Here is an 18,701-nt window from a genome sequence, read left to right as displayed (position 1 = left end):
AATCAAAAATTAATATTCACCTACTTGCACAATACTCCCTAAATGATTAGTTCTGACTTTTACTAAACCCTCAAGACCTCCTGTAGAACGTACACTTCGATATGTAAACTCTAAATCATTTGTAACAGTAGTTTCTAAATGATGGCGAAATACATAATTTTTAATTGCTATTTTTTGAACCCTAAATATATGCTCACTTATCATCTTTGAGTTCTTTTGATCCATTAAATTAATTTCACTTGGATTAAAGTCTTCAGAAGGAAAAACAAACAATTCATTTTGTTTCATTGTAAACAAAAATTGCCAAGCAAGGTGTTTGTTATAATCTTTATCAATTATTGAAAGTCCAGAATTAACACGTTGAACTGCTTCATAAAATGATACTACTTTATCTTGTAGTTTCCCTTTATTATCTCTATAAATAGCAACATGATGGTTGTTTCCTGTACTCACAAAGTCATTTTGTACTGGTTTTCCATTTTTATCTAGAATTAAATTACCATTATGGTCTCTTTTTTCATGAAGTGCTTCTACATTATTTACACCAGAAATGGCAACTCGTTTTACCGCAATACCTTTTTCTTTATTTAACCAAATGGGGTTATTATCTAAATCTGAAAATGCTTCTTTAGCATTTCCATTATTAGCTTTTAAACGTGTTTTAAGAAGTGTCTTTATATTACTATCTATAATTTTATCTAAACTTTTTTCGTTTTTAAAATTATCTGCATTAACAGCTTTTCTAATGGTATAAATATCTTCATAACAGAACACTTCTTTTATAAGTTTGTTGTTAAAAATCAACGGCTCTTTCTTAAGTGTTTTTGTATCAAAAGCTTTTAAAGTATCATTATTATATTTTGCTAAATGGTCTAATAAATAATCCTTTATTCGAGGATGTATAATATTATTTATCTGTTCTAAGGTAATTCGCTTATTAACTTTTACGGTTTTATCCATTGGTTGTTTAGATTTACCATAAACCGTTTCTTTATGCAATTGACCTCTTGGTGTAAGCTGTATCTTAGATTTGAAGCTCTCTTTCCCTTTTAATTTAGTTTTATTGATATTTTTAGTTACTACTTTATTCTTTGTCTTAAAAGAAACTATAATAGATTCAATATCCTTTTTTGCCTGAATACGAAAATTAGACATTGGAGCAATAAACTTTTTCTTACCCTCACTATTTTTATGGGTTATTACTTTTTCTATGGCAATAATATTTGAATGTTTTTTATGTTTAACATCTTTTCTGGCATTTAAGTTATTAAGGTATTGTATATGATTATGTGTTGTAAATGCAACCGTTAATGCATCCATTGCATGATGGCGGTGATCGTTACGTTTGGTCCAATCCTTTATTACTTCAACTTTTTTATTACCTTTTCTTGTTTGTATTTCTGTTAAGCCTAACGCTTTATATTTTGGAAGGTTTAACTCTTTCATGACGTTAATTAAATCCCAATCTTCCCTCAACTTATCGGTAATACTTCCAGTTGTAGAAACTACGTTTTTAAACACTTCAAACAGCATAGCTTTTGCTTTTTTAGCTATATATTGCGAGTTTCTTAAATCGCGCTCAATAAAACCATCGGGTAAATCTTGCTGGCTCATTAGCAGTTTTTTATACTTGCCTTTGCTAATGCCGTTACCTTTGTTGTAAAGTGCCTCAACTCTATTTTTGTAATTTTCTAAATCATCGTTAAAATCGTTTTCAATAAAATCTACTGCTGTTCTTTCTCTTTTTTGAAGGTTTATTTTTCTGTAAGCTAAGGTTTTATTAGAAAAAGAATCATCAAACAACATAGCTTTTGGAATAATGTGTTCAATATCTATTTCTTTGGAAAAGAGTTTCTCTTTAGAAATATACTTGTTAGTAAAAACAGTTTTATAGCCTAAATCTTTTAATTCTTCATACAAGCGATATCTAACAACATCATTTTTTGTTGGATTAGGAATACCAAACTCCTTAGAGATTAATTTTCTAATATCCTCATTTTCCTTGGTACGTTTTGTAATAAAAGAGGTTGCATCTTTACGTTCTGATGCCGATTTCTTAAGCTCTCTAGCTAATTCTATTCTAACTTCATCTGGTTTTCCGTAAGTTTGAATAACTTGATTTACCAAATTTACCACTTGGTTCAATATTTTTTCCACTACTGGATTTCGCAAACTGTTTTTAGGAAGTAATTCAAGTTTATCTTTTAGCACTCTATTGTTTAATTCTTCTCGAGTTAAACTCCATGAATGATTGTAACCCGCCATGGAACAAGCTTTTGAAAACTCATTGCTGCCTTGTAGAAAAGGTAAAATTTTACGAATAGCTCTTGCCGATAAGCTACCATAGTCTTGTTGTAGTTTTATGTTTACTAACCATGCTGTATATTCAGGTTTAAAACCATACTTAGCATGTAATTTCTTTTTTAAGGCAACATTAGAATTACCGTAGACTAACTTATCCTCTTCCGCTATTTTATGGTCATCTTCAGCCGAATATAACAAATGCCATAATTCATAACCATACTGTTTATCAAATGCAGCACCATTTTTATTAGCATCAAAATCTAAAACTTCGGGTTTAATTCCTATTTCTGGAAAAACAGCTCTTAATTCCTCTTTTATTTCCGCCGCTGTCTTTTTGGACCAATCAAAAGCATAACCCTCCATTTCTGCTATTTCTTTATAAATAGCATATAGCGCTTGGTTAGTTCTATTCCCTTCAATTTTTTCAAAATTACAGTTCCAATCTTTTGTTTTCTTCCCTAAAAATTTAAGGACTTCATTGGCTTTTAAATCTCCTCTTAGATTCAATTCTTCAAATAATAGTATTTTAGTTTCATCATCTAAAATGTGATTTGCTTCTCCACTTTTATTATTTGAACTATTAAACTTTTCATCAGTAGCCTTAAACTTTACATTGTTCAGATTTTCCCAAATTTTAAACTCTTGAAACAAAGGTGATGATTTAGGAATCGCCTTATGATATTTTTCAAATTGGCAATTAGAAATTAAATGTTTTTGTGATTTTAATCTTCTTTGATAAAATATAATAACATCTCTTACTTCTTCTTTTAACTCTTTAGTTAAAACCGAATGATGTTTAGCTTGAGTTTCCCAAATTTGCTCAAACTCATCTAGATAATCTTGTCTGTAAAACACTTGATTTTTAAGTGATGTATGCGGATTTTCTTTTATTTGCTTATTTAAATATTGACCAACTGTAATTTTATCAAAATAAAGCTCTTTACTTCTATCGCTTATAGCGCCCAAATAACCACTCGATTTATTGGCATCATTATTTATTTCCTGTAAAACAATAGCTAAATGTTCTAAGCCTAACTGCTCTGACAAAGCTTTTGCTCGTAGCTGATACTTTTTTAGTTTTTGCTCCTGAGCTTTCCCATCTAGCTTCTTACCAACAATATTGAAAGGTTTTTGACAAATAGTCCATGTAGCACCTTTGTTTTTACCTTGTAGCTCTTTGTACAATTCATCCGTTAAAATTTCTGAATAAAATGTTTTTTGGGTGTTCCAAACTTTATCCCATTCACTTTGTAAGTCGGAACGATAAAACTCTGGGATGTACTTTTTATCCTGTTTTAGTAATTGGTAAACATATTGACCAGGAGTTAGATTCTTCTCATATAATTCTTTGGCAACTGACATTCCATCAATTGCTACACCCTCATCTTCGTTTACCGCCTTTCTACTACTTTTATAACCTCTCTTTTTATTAATTGCCAGCAAAACTTTTGCCAGATTTTCCAATTCAATTTTCTCAACAGCAGCAGTAGCTCTTAACCTTAATGTTTCATGAGTAGTTCCTTTACCATTTTCAGTTAAAGGTGTTTTATTAGAAATTATTTTGTGTTTTTCTAATATCTCTATTAAATACTGCCTTCTAAGTTTAAAACGCTGTAAATTTCTTCTTGCTCCACGTTTTAATGTTCTATCCGCATTAACAGATAGTGGTCTTCCTTTCTCAAAATCGGTTTGTTCATCAGTAGTCAAAGGGTTTACCCTAACCCCTAATTTGATAATCTCTGATTTCTCATCTTTACTTTCAGCTTCGCTTACCAACGCCCAACCAATACTATTGGTTCCTAAATCCAATCCTAAAATTCTCTTCATTTAAAAAAATGTATTATAGTCATATACAAATATAAAAAATATTATTATCTTTGCTCTAGCAATTTTAGGTTGACAACCTAAATAAAAATAATATTGAAGTATGAATTCCAACCTCATATTTGTTATTTTAATTTTATTGTTTAGAGTAATTGTCCAAATTTTACTCTAAGTCAAACATAGTTTGATTACCTTAACCATTCTAGTTATATATTAATGTATATGACTAGTTGTGAATTGTTTTCAGTGAGAGCCTTTTATAGGCTCTCTTTTTTTAAGTTATACCTTGCTCTAAATATAACTAGTAGTTTTCTTTTACATTTACGGAAATCTGTATTCTATATATTATTTTCTTTTCATATATTTACAACACTGAAAGCAATTCACAATAAGGATTATTCCGTTGTGAAAACATTTAAGCCGCCTCGACTTCTAATTCGGGGCATTTTTTTTCTTAAATGTTTCATGAACTCCTTTTTATTAAATTATTAAAAAGTGAACTAAAACATTTAAAGCGGCATTAGTTTATACTTATGTCACTTTCTGTTTTTATAAAGTAGAGGGGGAAATTTAAACTCGTAAAGATTTAAAGGGATATAAATATACTAAAATGTAGTACTATTCTATACTAAATTTAAGAAAAATAAGCACAAAAAATCCCGATTAAATTAATAATTTAATCGGGATTTTTATTTTAAAACGTAGCTTTTAATCTTTTACACTCGCTAATTTTGTATGTTTAATATTATTTAATTTAAGGTCTTGTAGTACATTAACCGCTTCTTCTACGTAAACATCTTTTGCAAGATTTTTATGCCAACGGTTTCTTTTTTCTCTTAACAAAGAATCTTTTGTAAATAAGTTTTCTTCATATTTTAAAGAGGTAAAGGTTAAATGCGAATCATAGTCTGATAGGTTCTTAAAATAATCGGACTTTTCTTTGTCTTTAGACTCTTCTGCTTTATACACCTCATAATTTAAAGAAATCTCTGTTTCTCCTTGTTCCGCTTTAAGCCACTTTGCATTTTCTTCTATTAACTTAATTTGAGGGTGCGCAGCCATACGTTTTGTACTACTTTCTACCGTTTTGTCATAATCTATATACCCATCCCAAATTTGGTAGTCTGCAGGTGTAATTTTATCCCACTTTAATGGATTACTCTGGTCTCTTTCTCCTAAATCTATATAGCTATACTTGTCTGGCACAACCACATCACTCTTTACACCTTCTAATTGTGTAGAGCCACCATTAATTCTATAAAATTTTTGTGTTGTTAATTTTATAGCGCCTAAATCTCCGTGCTCGTTACTACGAACTATATTGTCTAAAGGTATTACGTTTTGTACCGTTCCTTTTCCAAAAGTTTGTTTACTACCAATTACAATAGCTCTTTTATAATCTTGCATTGCTGCTGCCAATATTTCGGAAGCCGATGCAGATAACTCATTTACTAAAATTACTAAAGGACCATCCCATTGTATTCTTTCATCTTTATCATCATACACATCTTTTCCTTTTCCGCTAGAACGTACTTGTACAATAGGGCCTTCTTTAATAAACAAACCAGCCATTTCTACCACTGTTTTTAAAGAACCTCCACCATTATCTCTAAGATCCAAAATTAACCCCTCTACACCTTCTTCTTTTAAACGCTCTACTTCTTTTGCTACATCTGATGCTGCATTTCTATTACTATAATCTTCAAAATCTACATAAAATTTTGGCAGATTTATAAGTCCAAATTTTTGGTCTTCTTTTATAATATTTGCAGATTTTGCATAAGACTCTTCTAACTCTACCACATCTCTAGTAATAGAAATTACTTCTATAGATCCATCTACTTTACGTACAGTTAAATCTACTACAGTACCTTTTGCTCCTTTTATTAGTTTTATAGAATCGTCTAAACGCATTCCAGAAATATCTATAGGGTCTTCCCCGTCTTGCCCTACTTTTGTAATTTCATCACCAACTTCAATACGTTGGTCTCTCCATACTGGGCCTCCAGAAATAACTTCTACTATTTTAGCTCCTTCTGGCTTTTTTTGTAAACGTGCACCAATACCTTCAAACTTACCAGACATACTGGTATCAAACTTTTCTTTTTCTTCTGGAGCAAAATAAAAAGTGTGCGGATCAAACTCATCTACAATACTATTTATAAACTGTACAAACCAGTCTTTACGCTCTAAATCATCTACAAAATCAAAAAATTCATCTAACGTATTTTCTGTACTTTCTCTTGCTGCAATTTCTGCTTCAACACTAATTGCACTTTTCTCTTTAGAGGCTTCTTTTTCAGCTTTCTCATTATCTTCCGTAAGCCTTTTTAACTTAGCATCATAAGTACCTAAAGTTGCATATTTTAATTGCTTTCTCCACCTTTCTTGTAATTCTTTTTTAGAATCTGCAAAAGACTCTTCTTCGTACTTAATATTTATAGTTTCGTTCTCGGTATAATCAAAAGGAGTTTTTAATATGTTTTTATAAATTCCCTTTGCATCATTCATACGAACCATTAAACGTTCATATACTGCATTAAAAAAAGTAATGTCTGTATTTTTTATTTGATCATCTATCTGAAACTTGTACTGCTCAAAATCTTCAATATCGCTTGCTAAAAAATAACGTTTTGTTGGATCTAAAATATCTATAAAATCTTCAAAGACTTCTACAGAAAAATCATCATCAATAGATTTAGGTTCGTAATGCCCTTTTTCTAAAACATAGGTGATTAAATCTAATAACAATTTATCTTTATCGTCATTCTCAAAAGTCCTGTTTGTAAAACTACAGGAAGCTACAGCTATCATTAAAACTGTTAATACATAGACTAAATTCCTTTTCATAAATTCAATAATTTTATTTTTGCATTTTGTACGGCTATAAAAATTACCTGCTTTTTGTGGCAAAATACATACAATTCTCTAAGATACTGAAAAAACCATGCCAGCAATATGCTTCTTAGTTATTTTTTTGTTAATCGAGGTGGGTGCCATATCTTTTTTAAAAACGTATTTTTACTCTATAAAGTATACCCTATGAAAAAACCTCTTATTCTTGTTACTAATGATGATGGTATTACTGCTCCTGGTTTACGCAATTTGGTAAGCTTTATGGCAGAAATAGGAGATGTTGTTGTAGTTGCTCCAGATAGCCCCCAATCTGGAATGGGACATGCCATTACCATAGACAACACTCTCTATGTGAAACAAATGAATACAAATTTGTTAGGTAATTTACACCAAGAATATAGCTGTAGTGGTACTCCTGCGGATTGTGTAAAATTAGCTTTGCAAGAAATTTTAGATCGCAAACCAGATATTTGTGTTAGCGGAATAAACCATGGATCCAACGCTTCTATAAATGTTATTTATTCTGGAACCATGAGCGCTGCTATTGAGGCTGGCATAGAAGGGGTTCCTGCAATTGGTTTTTCTTTATGTGATTTTTCTTGGGAAGCCAATTTTAAAGCCGCAAAAAAACACATTATAACAATTGTTTCCGAAGCACTTACCAACGGTATTCCAAAGGGTGTTGTTCTTAATGTAAATATTCCTAAACTAGAAGAAAAAGAAATAAAAGGGGTTAAAATTTGCAGACAAGCAAGAGCAAATTGGAAAGAAAAATTTGATAAACGAACCAACCCAATGGGCAAAGACTATTATTGGTTAACTGGAGAGTTTGAGCTACTAGATAAAGGGGAAGATACAGACGAGTGGGCACTTTCACAAGGATATATATCTGTGGTTCCTACACAATTTGATTTAACTGCCCACCATGCTATTCACCATATAAATAACTGGAATTTAAATGAACACTAAAAAAGAAATTTTAATAGGATTTATTGTTGGTATTATTGCAAATACTATTGGTACTATTTTATATATCCTTATTTTTTCGGAATTTGGAATTGTAGAAACCTACAATGCAGCTGTTACACAAGGGCATGTTGGTAGTTTACTTGCCTTAGGAGCTATTCTAAACTTAATAGCATTCTTTGGTTTTTTAAAAATTAAGAGAGACCAAAGAGCACGTGGTGTACTGTTGGCAACCTTAATTACAGCCTTAGCTATTTTATATTATAAGCTTTTTTAATTTCGTTGGTTAATGGTAATATTCAAAATTAAAACCCACAACAAAAAAATATTTTTTTAAACATAATACAAACTGCTAAGCATAAATAAAAAAGAGGGAGAATAGTATAAAGACAAAATCTATAAAACATTGAACTTTAGACTTTAGAAAATATAAAAATAAGAATGAAATACTACATAATAGCTGGTGAAGCTTCTGGTGATTTGCATGGCTCTAACTTAATAAAAGCATTGCGTATTAAAGATGCCAATGCAGATATTCGTTGTTGGGGAGGAGATTTAATGCAACAGGCTGGTGGCAGTTTAGCAAAGCACTATAAAGAGCTTGCTTTTATGGGGTTCTTAGAGGTGCTTACTAACCTAAATAAAATCTTTAAAAACATTGCCTTTTGTAAAGAGGATATTACCAACTTTAACCCAGATGTATTAATTTTTATAGACTATTCTGGTTTTAACTTAAGAATTGCTAAATGGGCAAAAACCAATAATTTTAAGACCAATTATTACATTTCTCCACAAATATGGGCCTCTAGAGAAGGGCGTATAGAAAAAATAAAAAGAGATATAGACAACATGTTTGTTATACTTCCTTTTGAGAAAGAATTTTACGAGGAAAAACATAATTTTCCAGTACATTTTGTTGGCCACCCATTATTAGATGCTATAGAAAATATTCCAAAAACCGAAGCATCTGTATTTAGAAAAGAAAATAATTTAGACCCAGATAAAGAAATTATTGCACTATTACCTGGTAGTAGAAAACAAGAGGTAAAAAAAATGCTAAACGTTATGCTTTCGCTAACGTCTTCTTTTAAAGACTACCAATTTGTAATTGCAGGGGCTCCAAGCCTAGATTTAGATTTTTATACCCCTTACCTAAATGATACTATTTCTTTTGTAAGCAATAAAACTTACGATTTACTCTCCCATGCAACTGCTGCATTAGTTACTAGTGGTACTGCAACTCTAGAAACCGCTTTATTTAAAGTACCGCAAGTAGTTTGCTATAAAGCAAACTGGATATCCTATCAAATTGCAAAACGAATTATTACTCTAGAATATATTTCTTTAGTAAATTTAATACTGAAAAAAGAAGTTGTTAAAGAGCTTATTCAAGACAATTTAACTACTAAAAATTTAAAAGAAGAATTGCACAAAATTCTAAAAGGAAAATCTAGAGACGAACAAATTAGTGCGTACCAACAATTAGAAAAAATGCTTGGTGGCGGTGGTGCTAGCGAAAAAGCAGCCACATTACTAATAGAAAATAACTAACTTTAGACACCTATTACCATAATTCATGTATCGCAAAGTCTACTTTATTTCTCTATTACTCTTGCTAGGAAATTGCGGTACTTCTAAAAAGAAAACGACTACTAAAAGTAAGACCTATAAAGTGTCAGTTGCTGGAGACCTAGAACCAACTGCGCCAACTCCTAAAAAGACTACTACAAGAATAACAGAAAAAACACTTTCTAAAGCAGATGCAATAATAAATACAGCACTTACTTTCTCTGGTGTACGCTATAAATATGGTGGCACCACTAAAAAAGGGATGGATTGCTCTGGTTTACTCTACGTTTCTTTTGCAGAACACGACATTACTATACCAAGAGTTTCTTATGCTATGGCTAATGAAGGCAAGCGCGTTAAAATTAAAGATGTTGTTAAGGGCGATTTACTTTTTTTTAAAACCAGTAGAAAAGGAAAAAGAATAAACCATGTAGGCATGGTGGTTTCTATAGATAACGATGAAATAAAATTTATACACGCCTCTAGCTCCAGAGGAGTTACTGTTTCTTCTTTAAGAGAAGGTTTCTGGAATTATGCTTTTGTAAAAGCCACCAGAATATTATAATTTTTGTTGATGGGTTTTCCTTCGTTTTAATAGCGATGCTATAAAATACGTTTAAAATAAAGTATTTTAGAAGGATACATTTTCCTTTATGCAGCTTTTAAAATTTGCTTCTATTAAACTTACCTTATTATTAGTTGTAGGAATTTTTATTGGGACATATACAAAAGTTACTATTCATAACGCTTTTCTTTTTACTGGTATTTTTTTAACCGCATTAGGAGTTTGTTTTTTTGTTTTAAAAAAGGATATAAAGCACTTTCTCTTTACGATTTTCATGGTTTGCACCACCATAAGCTTAGGAGTGTTAACAACCACACTTAACACCCCTTTAAATTACGACTCGCACTACAGTCATTACAAAACTTCTTCACCAAAAACATGCACATTAAAAATTACGGAAGTTTTAAAACCAAATACCTACTACAAAAAATATATTGCCGAAGTAAAAACAATAGAAAACAAAAATTCTTCTGGTAAAATTCTAGTAAACATTAATAAAGATTCGCTCTATTTTCCTTTACATATTGATGATGAAATAAAAACCGTGGTTTCTATTAAAGAAATTAATGCCCCATTAAACCCATACCAGTTTAATTATAAAAAGCACATGCAATCCTTAGGTGTTTACCACCAAGTAAATCTGAAGCAAGAAGATATAATTCGCAATAAAAATAGTAATAGCACACTTTATGGTTTTTCTTCCAAAATAAGAAACCATATAATTAAAAAACTAAAACAAGCCCCTTTTGGCTCGCAAGAATTAGCAGTTATAGAGGCTCTTTTATTAGGGCAACGCCAAGATTTATCGGAGACTACTTATGATAATTATAAAAAGGCGGGAGCGGTTCATATTTTAGCAGTTTCTGGTTTACATATTGGTATCTTATTATTTATTCTGGAATTTATTTTACAATTTTTAACCTATTTACCGTATGGCAGAAAAATAAAATTAGCCGCTTTAGTTTTTCTCTTATGGTCTTTTGCTTTGTTAGCAGGTTTTAGCGCATCCATAATAAGAGCAACTACTATGTTCTCTTTTGTGGCTTATGCATTATACTTAAATAGACCAAGTAACACTTTTAATATTCTTGCCTTGTCTATTGGGTTTATATTATTGGTTATTAACCCCAACTTAATTTTCCAGGTAGGGTTCCAAATGAGCTATGCGGCAGTTTTTGCTATTGTTTGGATATTTCCTATGCTGCAACGTTTTTGGTTCCCTAAAAACATAGTACTAAATAAAATTTGGCAACTCTTATCGGTTAGTATTGCTGCACAAGTTGGCGTGCTTCCCATCTCCCTCTTTTATTTTCACCAATTTCCTGGTTTATTTTTTATTACAAACCTTCTTATTATTCCTTTTTTAGAAGTTATTATGGGGCTTGGAATTCTAGTAATTTTACTAGCAGTTACTAATTGCTTACCAAATAGCATTGTCTTTGTGTACAATACTATAATTTATTGGATGAACTATATTATTGGTTGGGTTGCAGAACAGGAAGCATTTTTATTTTCCAACATATCTTTTAACCAACTACAGCTTTTTCTTAGCTACGGAATTTTAATTTTATTAGTTACTACACTAAGTAAAACTACTTTTAAAAAAGTAAGCTATTTTTTGGCTAGTTTACTGCTTTGGCAAATACTAACTATCTATCAAAATAATAATTTACAAAAGGAGCAGCAGTTATGGGTTTTACATGAAAGCAGAAATTCGGTTATATACCATCAAAATGGAACTAGTTTAACTGTTATTTCTTCCAAAAAAAAGGGGAACACCTCTACCTTAAATAAGTATAAAATTGAAAAAAGAATAGATTCTGTTGCCTACAAGCCTTTATTAAATTCTTATGTATACGACACCTTGGTTTTTAGAATAATTGATTCTACTGGAATTTACATGCCCACACAAAAATCTGGCATCTATTTACTATCCAACTCCCCTAAAATAAATTTAGATAGATTTATAAATACTGTACAACCAACAAAAATTATAGCAGACGGTAGTAATTACAAAAGTTATATAGCTAGATGGAAAGCCACTTGTGACAAAAGAAAACTCCCTTTTCACTATACTGGTGAAAAGGGAGCTTATCTATTTAATTTAAAAAATATTAGTGATTAGAAAGTTCAAACCCCTCTGTTTCATCATGATGAATAATGGTTTCTTTATCTTCGGCACCGTGAGTTAATCTTTTTAATGGCTTCATTAATAGAATTACTAAAATTCCAAAAGTAACTGCAAAAATAAAAAGTCCTCCAAAAATATTGAGTTCTCCTGCTTTTGATGCATTTTCTCCAATAACACCTGCTACTTTATTTCCTAATCCCGTTGCAGCCCAATAAACCCCCATCATTAATGCCATATAACGTGCTGGCGCTAATTTAGTGAAGAAAGATAATGATACTGGTGATAAACATAATTCTCCAATCGTATGAAAAAGGTAAGCTAAAACCAACCAATACATTGCAGAACTTCCGTTAGCTTCATATTCCATAGAAGCAAAGACCATATAAACAAAACCAACCCCCATAATTATTACACCTGTTGCCATTTTAAATAACGAGCCTGCTTCTTTCCCTTTTAGCTTACGCTTTGCCCATATATTAGCTACGAATACCGCAAATAAAATAATAAACCCAGGATTAGCAGATTGGAACCAAGCGGAAGGTACTTCCCAACCAAATAAATCTCTATTAGTTTTTTGTTCCGCATACAAATTCATTAATCCTCCCATTTGTTCAAAACATCCCCAAAAAACAATTACAATTAACAAGGATAAAAGCAATACAACGTACCTATCTTTTTCTACTTGTCCGTTTAAATTTTTGTAAATCATCATCATTATACCAGTAACTAATGCTATAACAATATATAATGCTGTGTATCCCCAATTATCTGCTCCCGCATAAGTAAATCCAGCATATATAGCATATGCTATAATTAATCCTACAATTCCTAAATGTATTGGAGATTTTAATAATTGACTCATTAATGTGGCTATACTAATATCATTAGATTTATCTTCTAGTGTTGGTTCATTACCTACATGCACCAAATAACGTTGACCATATATATATACTATTAAGCCAAGTAACATTCCTATTCCTGCCAAACCAAAACCAGCATGCCATCCATAAAATTTTGCGACTAACCCAACTGATAAAGAAGCTAAAAAAGACCCTAAATTAATCCCAACGTAAAAAACACTAAACCCTTTATCCCTTCTAATATCATTTTGCTTATACAATCCTCCTACCATTGTTGATATATTAGGCTTTAGCATTCCTACACCTAAAATTACTAATCCAAGACCTGTGAAATATGCCCAAATTGCATCAATTGCTAATACTCCATGACCTGCAGTAAGCAATATTGCTCCAATTAAAACTGATTTTTTTTGCCCTATGTATCTATCTGCAATAAACCCTCCTGGAATACTCATTAAGTATACCAACATAGTATACCAACCATAAAGCGCTAAAGCCTCCCCCTCTAACCAACCTAAGCCACTTTGCCCATTAGCTTGCATTGTTTTTGCTGTCATATACAGTACTAATAAAGCTCGCATTCCATAATAAGAAAAACGTTCCCACATTTCTGTAAAAAACAAAACATATAATCCAATTGGGTGCCCAAAAAGTTCTTTCTGATGCGCTGGTTTATTTATATCTGACATATTCTAATTTGTTAGTTTTTTTATTTTAATTAAAGTTTATTTATAGTCTATCCTTTAACTTTAGTCGAAGTTTCTATAGACTTTTCCTTTTTGCCTTTTCTAGGCTTATCTCTTAAATTTTTATTCCAAAAATTAGTCATTTTATTATATAAATGAATTCTTGTATTACCTCCATATATACCATGGTTTTTATCTGGATATATAGACCACTCAAACTGCTTGTTTGCTTGTATTAAAGCTTCAGCCATACGCATGGTGTTTTGCACATGCACATTGTCATCTCCTGTACCATGGATCAATAAATAATCTCCTTTTAAACGTTCAGGGTAATTTAATGGTGAGTTTTCATCATAACCACTTGCGTTTTCTTGTGGTGTTTGCATATAGCGTTCTGTGTAAATAGTATCATAAAAACGCCAAGAAGTAACTGGTGCAACAGCAATTGCAGTTTCAAAAACGTCATTACCCTTTAGAATACAGTTGGTAGACATAAAACCGCCATAACTCCAACCCCAAATTCCTGTTCTATCTTTATCTATATATGGTAATTCGCTTAATTTTTCTGCTGCGGCTATTTGATCTTGAACTTCAAATTTTCCTAATTCTTTTTGTGTTACTTTTTTAAAGTCTCTACCTTTAAAACCTGTACCTCTACCATCTACACAAACAACTATATATCCTTCTGAAACTAACATTTGGTGCCAATAGTCATTTGCTCCTAACCAACTATTAGATACATTTTGAGAACCAGGGCCGCTATATTGATACATTATCATTGGGTATTCTTTAGATGCATCAAAATCTAGTGGTTTGATCATGTACATATTAAGTTCATTCCCGTTAACAGATAAAGTAGAGAATTCTTTTTTGCTTAATTTATATTCTTTTAAAGTAGTTAAAAGTGCGGTGTTGTCTTTTATATCTTTTACTTTTTTACCACTCAAAGCAGTATGTAATGTATATTTTGAAGGCGTTGTTGCACTAGAATAGGTATTAATATAGTAGGTGAAATCTGCACTAAAATCTGCAGAATTATGTCCTTCTACAATAGATAATTCTTTTTTGTTTTTACCGTTACTCTCTATACTATAAACACCACGATTTATAGATCCATTTTCTGTAGATTGGTAATATACTTTATCTTCATTTTGGTCATACCCATAATAACTAGTTACTTCCCAATCTCCTTTTGTAATTTGATGTACCAATTTTCCAGAATCATTATAAAGATATATGTGGTTCCAGCCATCTTTTTCGCTAGTCCAAATAAAGCTATCATCTGCTAAAAAAGTTAAGTCATCCGTAATATCTACATACGCTTCATCTTTTTCTTCTAATAAAACAGATACCTTATTATTTTTAGCATTAACAGCAAGTAATTGTAAATTATTTTGATGGCGGTTTAAGGTTTGTACACTTAAATAATTAGCATTATGCATCCACTTAATACGTGGTATGTAATAAGGATTGTTAAGATTTACGGCTGCTATTTTTCCAGATGCAACATCAAACATATGTAAAGACACTTTAGCATTTTCTTCTCCAGCTTTAGGATATTTAAATACCTCTTGTGTTTGGTACAAAGCAGAACCATAGACGTCCATAGAAAATTCTGGGACATTTGTCTCATCAAAACGTAAAAAGGCAATTTTTGTACCGTTAGAATTCCACTCAAAAGCCCTAACAAATGCAAACTCTTCTTCATAAACCCAATCTGTAATACCATTAATCACTTCATTTTTCTTACCATCTGTAGTAATTTGCTTTGTTTCTTTTGAGGCTATATTAAATAAGAATATATTGTTATCCTTTACATAAGCAACTTGCTTACCGTCTGGAGATAATGATGGTTCTTGAATTTTGTAATCCGCAATTTTTGTACTTTGCTTACTTGCAATGTCATAAATAAAATAAATTCCTAAAGCAGAATGTCTGTAAATAGATTCTAAATCTGTAGCTAAAATTAGCTTAGATTCATCTTTACTAAATTCATAAGACGAAAAATAATTTACGTCTTTTAAATCTGATGAAGAAACAATAGTCTCTACTTTTTTTAGAGTACTATAATTATACTTATCAATAGATGTTGTTCTCGTATTTCTATCAAAATTAAGTACCGTATACTGCTTTCCATTTTTTAAGGAACGTAGCACATCCATCCCTTCTGTTCTAAAAGCGCCTTGATAAATTTCTTCCACCGTTATTGTTTTGTCCTGCGAAAATGCTGTTTGTAAAAAACCTACCACAAAAAGAACAAAAATGTAATTTTTTCTCATAAATGTTTTAAATTTTAATAAATCCATCAAGAATACTAATAATTTTACTAAAAAGAGCATTTTATAAGAAAAATATAACAAAGAAATGTGTTAAATAGATTTTCCAGAATTTATTCCCTTTATCCTTATATTTACGCCTATTTTAATAGTTTTTTACATCTAGATGTAAATTGAAACAAATACACCTATGACCAAGCCTATTACAGGTTTTTCTAAACTTACGAAAGCAGAAAAAATAGATTGGATTGCAAAAGAATATACAAAGCATCCAGAAGCTACAAAAAAAATACTTTCTGACTACTGGAACACAGATGCACAACTACAAAAATTGCATGATGAGTTTATAGAAAATACTATTTCTAACTTTTATTTACCACTAGGAATTGCGCCTAACTTTTTAATAAATGGAAAATTACTTTCTATACCAATGGTTATAGAGGAAAGTTCTGTTGTTGCCGCAGCTAGTAAAGCAGCCAAATTCTGGTTAGACCGTGGCGGTTTTAAAACTACTATTATTGGTACTGAAAAAATAGGACAGGTACATTTTATGTTTTCTGAATTAGCATTACAATATTATTACTTTTGTTTCTAAGCATTATATAGCTTTTCTATTTATCTTAGCTATCATATTTTTAATATAAAATATTACCACCAAACCTGCTGCCCTTTTTCATAAGTAAATATTCTTTCTTCTTTGCCTTTTGTCAAATTCCGTAGCCAAAGCAAGGCATTTTTAGGAACATTTTTATAATCTAAATAATAAAATTTTGCTTTTTGTTGCCCTAAAGATTTCCAACCTTCATTCCAGTAAAATAACTCATACAAATTATCAGGCTCTATATTATTTGTATCGTTTCTTGGACAATATCCGACTTGAGATATAATACGAGGCTCTTTTAAGTCTAAACCATACCAAGTATTTTCCTTTTCAGTGTAAGAAAAATAGTTATCCATCCTATCATCGAACATTTTAGCTATTAATGTTTCACTATTCTTTACTGATGATATAACATTTCCATGAAGAATCTCGTGTTTATTCAATATTTTATTAAAAGAAAAGAAAGAAAGTTCAGCTATTTCCGTTTTAATTTTAGGAATAAAACGCACATATCTATAAGCCTTCTCCCTATCAATCTCCTTTATTACATAAAATGGCTTTATTACTTCTTTTTCATCAATTTCGTAAATATTTTGAGCATCGCTAAAATCTGATTTATTAGCCCCTTGAAAAATTCCATTTTTTAAAGGCCATAACATCCGTTTCATTTTTTCTCTTAAAGGAAATTTTCTTTCTAATCTTATATCTTGAAAAGAATCTACAGGAGTTAAATGTTGTAATTCATCTTTATCTGTTAATATAAAAGGGGCATTAATTGGTGTATAATTGCCTTTTTTATAATAAGCTAGTAAATATGTAACACCAACTCCCATATTTTTAAAAGTGGCGTACCCGTTTTTAATTTCTGACCATGCTACAGCAACCCATTTAGAATTATTAAAAGTACATAAGTAAGCATACTTATCACTTATACTATTTTCATTTTTTATTGGAAGTCTAATTGTTTTAGATTTAAAAACATTTTTATAATCTCCTGTTACATCAATAAAATGTTTCCCTCTTAAAGTAATTGGGATATTTTCATAATTTGAAATTTTATTAGATAAACTCTCCATATTTTCAGAAAAAGTTTTTCTATATACTTTAGATAAATTATAATAAAATCGTTGTTCTTTTCCTACACCAATATTTGATGGTGATGCTCCTTGAAAATTTAAACTAGTACCATTTTCTAATAACAAAGCATTCCAAGTATGACCATTATTTGAATTAGCCCATAAAGGTGTATAATCCATAGTTACTGGTAAGCCAATTGACCTCATTGAATAAATAGATAAATTGACTTGATCAACGCATTTGCCTACTTTACTCTCAAGTAGCATTTTAGGATTTTGCCCTCCTGGATATTTATCCATAAAAAACTTGTTAAAAAAAAACCATTTTTTTAGATCATTATTAATAAAATTACAAGCCCTAATTCTATCTTTTGACCCCATCATAGAATCTTTTACCCAAATGTTTTTTTTGTAATACTCTTTTCGCCATTTAACAGCTGGTTCTCCAAAACCTCTATATGGTAATATATATTCACAAAACTCTTCAAAAGATAGCTTTTTGGCCCAAGGCATTTCCCATACATTAAAAGATAATTCAATATTTTCTATTAACATTTCAGATGTAACTACATTAATATCTAACTGCTTTTTTACTTTATGCGCATTAAAACCATAAGCATTTTTTAAAGAATTCCAAATAGACTTAATTCTATCATAATGAGAATTCCTAAATTCATGTTTTCTTTCACTAGCACTAAGGGTAAATAAACTATCACTTAATTTTCCGACTTGAAAAGAAAAATCCTTATAAAAACTTGATGTGTTTGTTTTACTACTAATAAATTCTTTCATATTTTTAATTAAGAAAACTGCGGCTTTTAGTTTTAAACTATCTTTCTCTTGGCTGTAATTATCTAAAACTAGTTGTAATTCTTTTTTATTTGCTCCTGCGTTGCTTAACATTTTATTAATGTCACTAGGCTGTTTACTACAAAACACATAAAAACCTAAAAGAAAAAGTATTATTATCGATAATATAACATGTTT

10 protein-coding genes and 1 pseudogene are annotated in these 18,701 nt (G+C 30.7%); 6 read left to right on the top strand and 5 right to left on the bottom strand.

Annotated elements, in window-relative coordinates:
• Positions 1-9: 9 nt before the first annotated feature.
• Positions 10-4,131: a type II CRISPR RNA-guided endonuclease Cas9 gene (gene cas9, locus Q0820_RS10400; protein ID WP_298487575.1), complete on the bottom strand. Its 4,122-nt coding sequence runs from the start codon at positions 4,129-4,131 to the stop codon at positions 10-12.
• 705 nt (positions 4,132-4,836) lie between these two features.
• Positions 4,837-6,978 carry a carboxy terminal-processing peptidase gene (locus tag Q0820_RS10395; RefSeq protein ID WP_298487574.1) on the bottom strand — a complete coding sequence of 714 codons (2,142 nt, stop codon included), beginning with the start codon at positions 6,976-6,978 and terminating at the stop codon, positions 4,837-4,839.
• Between the two features lie 192 nt (positions 6,979-7,170).
• Here Q0820_RS10395 and surE point away from each other — a divergent pair, with 192 nt between their 5' ends.
• The 5 genes from surE to Q0820_RS10370 all read left to right on the top strand — a co-directional run bounded on the left by surE (position 7,171) and on the right by Q0820_RS10370 (position 12,209).
• Positions 7,171-7,953: a 5'/3'-nucleotidase SurE gene (surE, locus tag Q0820_RS10390; RefSeq protein WP_298487573.1), complete on the top strand. Its 783-nt coding sequence runs from the start codon at positions 7,171-7,173 to the stop codon at positions 7,951-7,953.
• The gene (locus Q0820_RS10385; RefSeq protein ID WP_298487572.1) at positions 7,943-8,227 is read left to right on the top strand and encodes a hypothetical protein; all 285 of its coding nucleotides are present in this window, start codon (positions 7,943-7,945) and stop codon (positions 8,225-8,227) included. Before surE ends, Q0820_RS10385 begins: the two co-directional genes overlap by 11 nt.
• A 164-nt stretch (positions 8,228-8,391) precedes the next feature.
• Positions 8,392-9,501 (top strand): lipid-A-disaccharide synthase, encoded by a 1,110-nt coding sequence (gene lpxB, locus Q0820_RS10380; RefSeq protein WP_298487571.1) that lies wholly within the window; start codon positions 8,392-8,394, stop codon positions 9,499-9,501.
• Between the two features lie 25 nt (positions 9,502-9,526).
• Positions 9,527-10,084: a C40 family peptidase gene (locus Q0820_RS10375; RefSeq protein ID WP_298487570.1), complete on the top strand. Its 558-nt coding sequence runs from the start codon at positions 9,527-9,529 to the stop codon at positions 10,082-10,084.
• Between the two features lie 88 nt (positions 10,085-10,172).
• Positions 10,173-12,209 (top strand): ComEC/Rec2 family competence protein, encoded by a 2,037-nt coding sequence (locus Q0820_RS10370; RefSeq protein ID WP_298487569.1) that lies wholly within the window; start codon positions 10,173-10,175, stop codon positions 12,207-12,209.
• Here Q0820_RS10370 and Q0820_RS10365 read toward each other — a convergent pair.
• Both Q0820_RS10365 and Q0820_RS10360 read right to left on the bottom strand, forming a co-directional pair.
• Positions 12,199-13,764, bottom strand: coding sequence for a peptide MFS transporter (locus Q0820_RS10365; RefSeq protein WP_298487568.1), 1,566 nt, complete (start codon positions 13,762-13,764; stop codon positions 12,199-12,201). The genes Q0820_RS10370 and Q0820_RS10365 overlap by 11 nt on opposite strands.
• Positions 13,765-13,811: 47 nt before the next feature.
• Positions 13,812-16,040 carry a S9 family peptidase gene (locus Q0820_RS10360; protein ID WP_298487567.1) on the bottom strand — a complete coding sequence of 743 codons (2,229 nt, stop codon included), beginning with the start codon at positions 16,038-16,040 and terminating at the stop codon, positions 13,812-13,814.
• Positions 16,041-16,227: 187 nt separating this feature from the next.
• Here Q0820_RS10360 and Q0820_RS10355 point away from each other — a divergent pair.
• Positions 16,228-16,593, top strand: a pseudogene (locus Q0820_RS10355) (hydroxymethylglutaryl-CoA reductase); the annotation flags it as partial.
• Between the two features lie 92 nt (positions 16,594-16,685).
• Here Q0820_RS10355 and Q0820_RS10350 read toward each other — a convergent pair.
• A complete protein-coding gene (locus Q0820_RS10350; RefSeq protein WP_298487566.1) occupies positions 16,686-18,617 on the bottom strand; it encodes a transglutaminase domain-containing protein in 1,932 nt (643 codons plus the stop codon).
• Positions 18,618-18,701: the final 84 nt, after the last annotated feature.

Source organism: uncultured Maribacter sp., from assembly GCF_947495965.1.
Classification (GTDB): domain Bacteria; phylum Bacteroidota; class Bacteroidia; order Flavobacteriales; family Flavobacteriaceae; genus Maribacter_B.
This window is presented reverse-complemented; position numbering and strand designations above follow the sequence as displayed.

Bases quoted from the DNA above. Each gene is read 5' to 3' on its own strand.
- cas9 (WP_298487575.1), bottom strand. From the start codon at position 4,131: ATGAAGAGAATTTTAGGATTGGATTTAGGAACCAATAGTATTGGTTGG.
- Q0820_RS10395 (WP_298487574.1), bottom strand. From the start codon at position 6,978: ATGAAAAGGAATTTAGTCTATGTATTAACAGTTTTAATGATAGCTGTA.
- surE (WP_298487573.1), top strand. From the start codon at position 7,171: ATGAAAAAACCTCTTATTCTTGTTACTAATGATGATGGTATTACTGCT.
- Q0820_RS10385 (WP_298487572.1), top strand. From the start codon at position 7,943: ATGAACACTAAAAAAGAAATTTTAATAGGATTTATTGTTGGTATTATT.
- lpxB (WP_298487571.1), top strand. From the start codon at position 8,392: ATGAAATACTACATAATAGCTGGTGAAGCTTCTGGTGATTTGCATGGC.
- Q0820_RS10375 (WP_298487570.1), top strand. From the start codon at position 9,527: ATGTATCGCAAAGTCTACTTTATTTCTCTATTACTCTTGCTAGGAAAT.
- Q0820_RS10370 (WP_298487569.1), top strand. From the start codon at position 10,173: ATGCAGCTTTTAAAATTTGCTTCTATTAAACTTACCTTATTATTAGTT.
- Q0820_RS10365 (WP_298487568.1), bottom strand. From the start codon at position 13,764: ATGTCAGATATAAATAAACCAGCGCATCAGAAAGAACTTTTTGGGCAC.
- Q0820_RS10360 (WP_298487567.1), bottom strand. From the start codon at position 16,040: ATGAGAAAAAATTACATTTTTGTTCTTTTTGTGGTAGGTTTTTTACAA.
- Q0820_RS10350 (WP_298487566.1), bottom strand. From the start codon at position 18,617: ATGTTAAGCAACGCAGGAGCAAATAAAAAAGAATTACAACTAGTTTTA.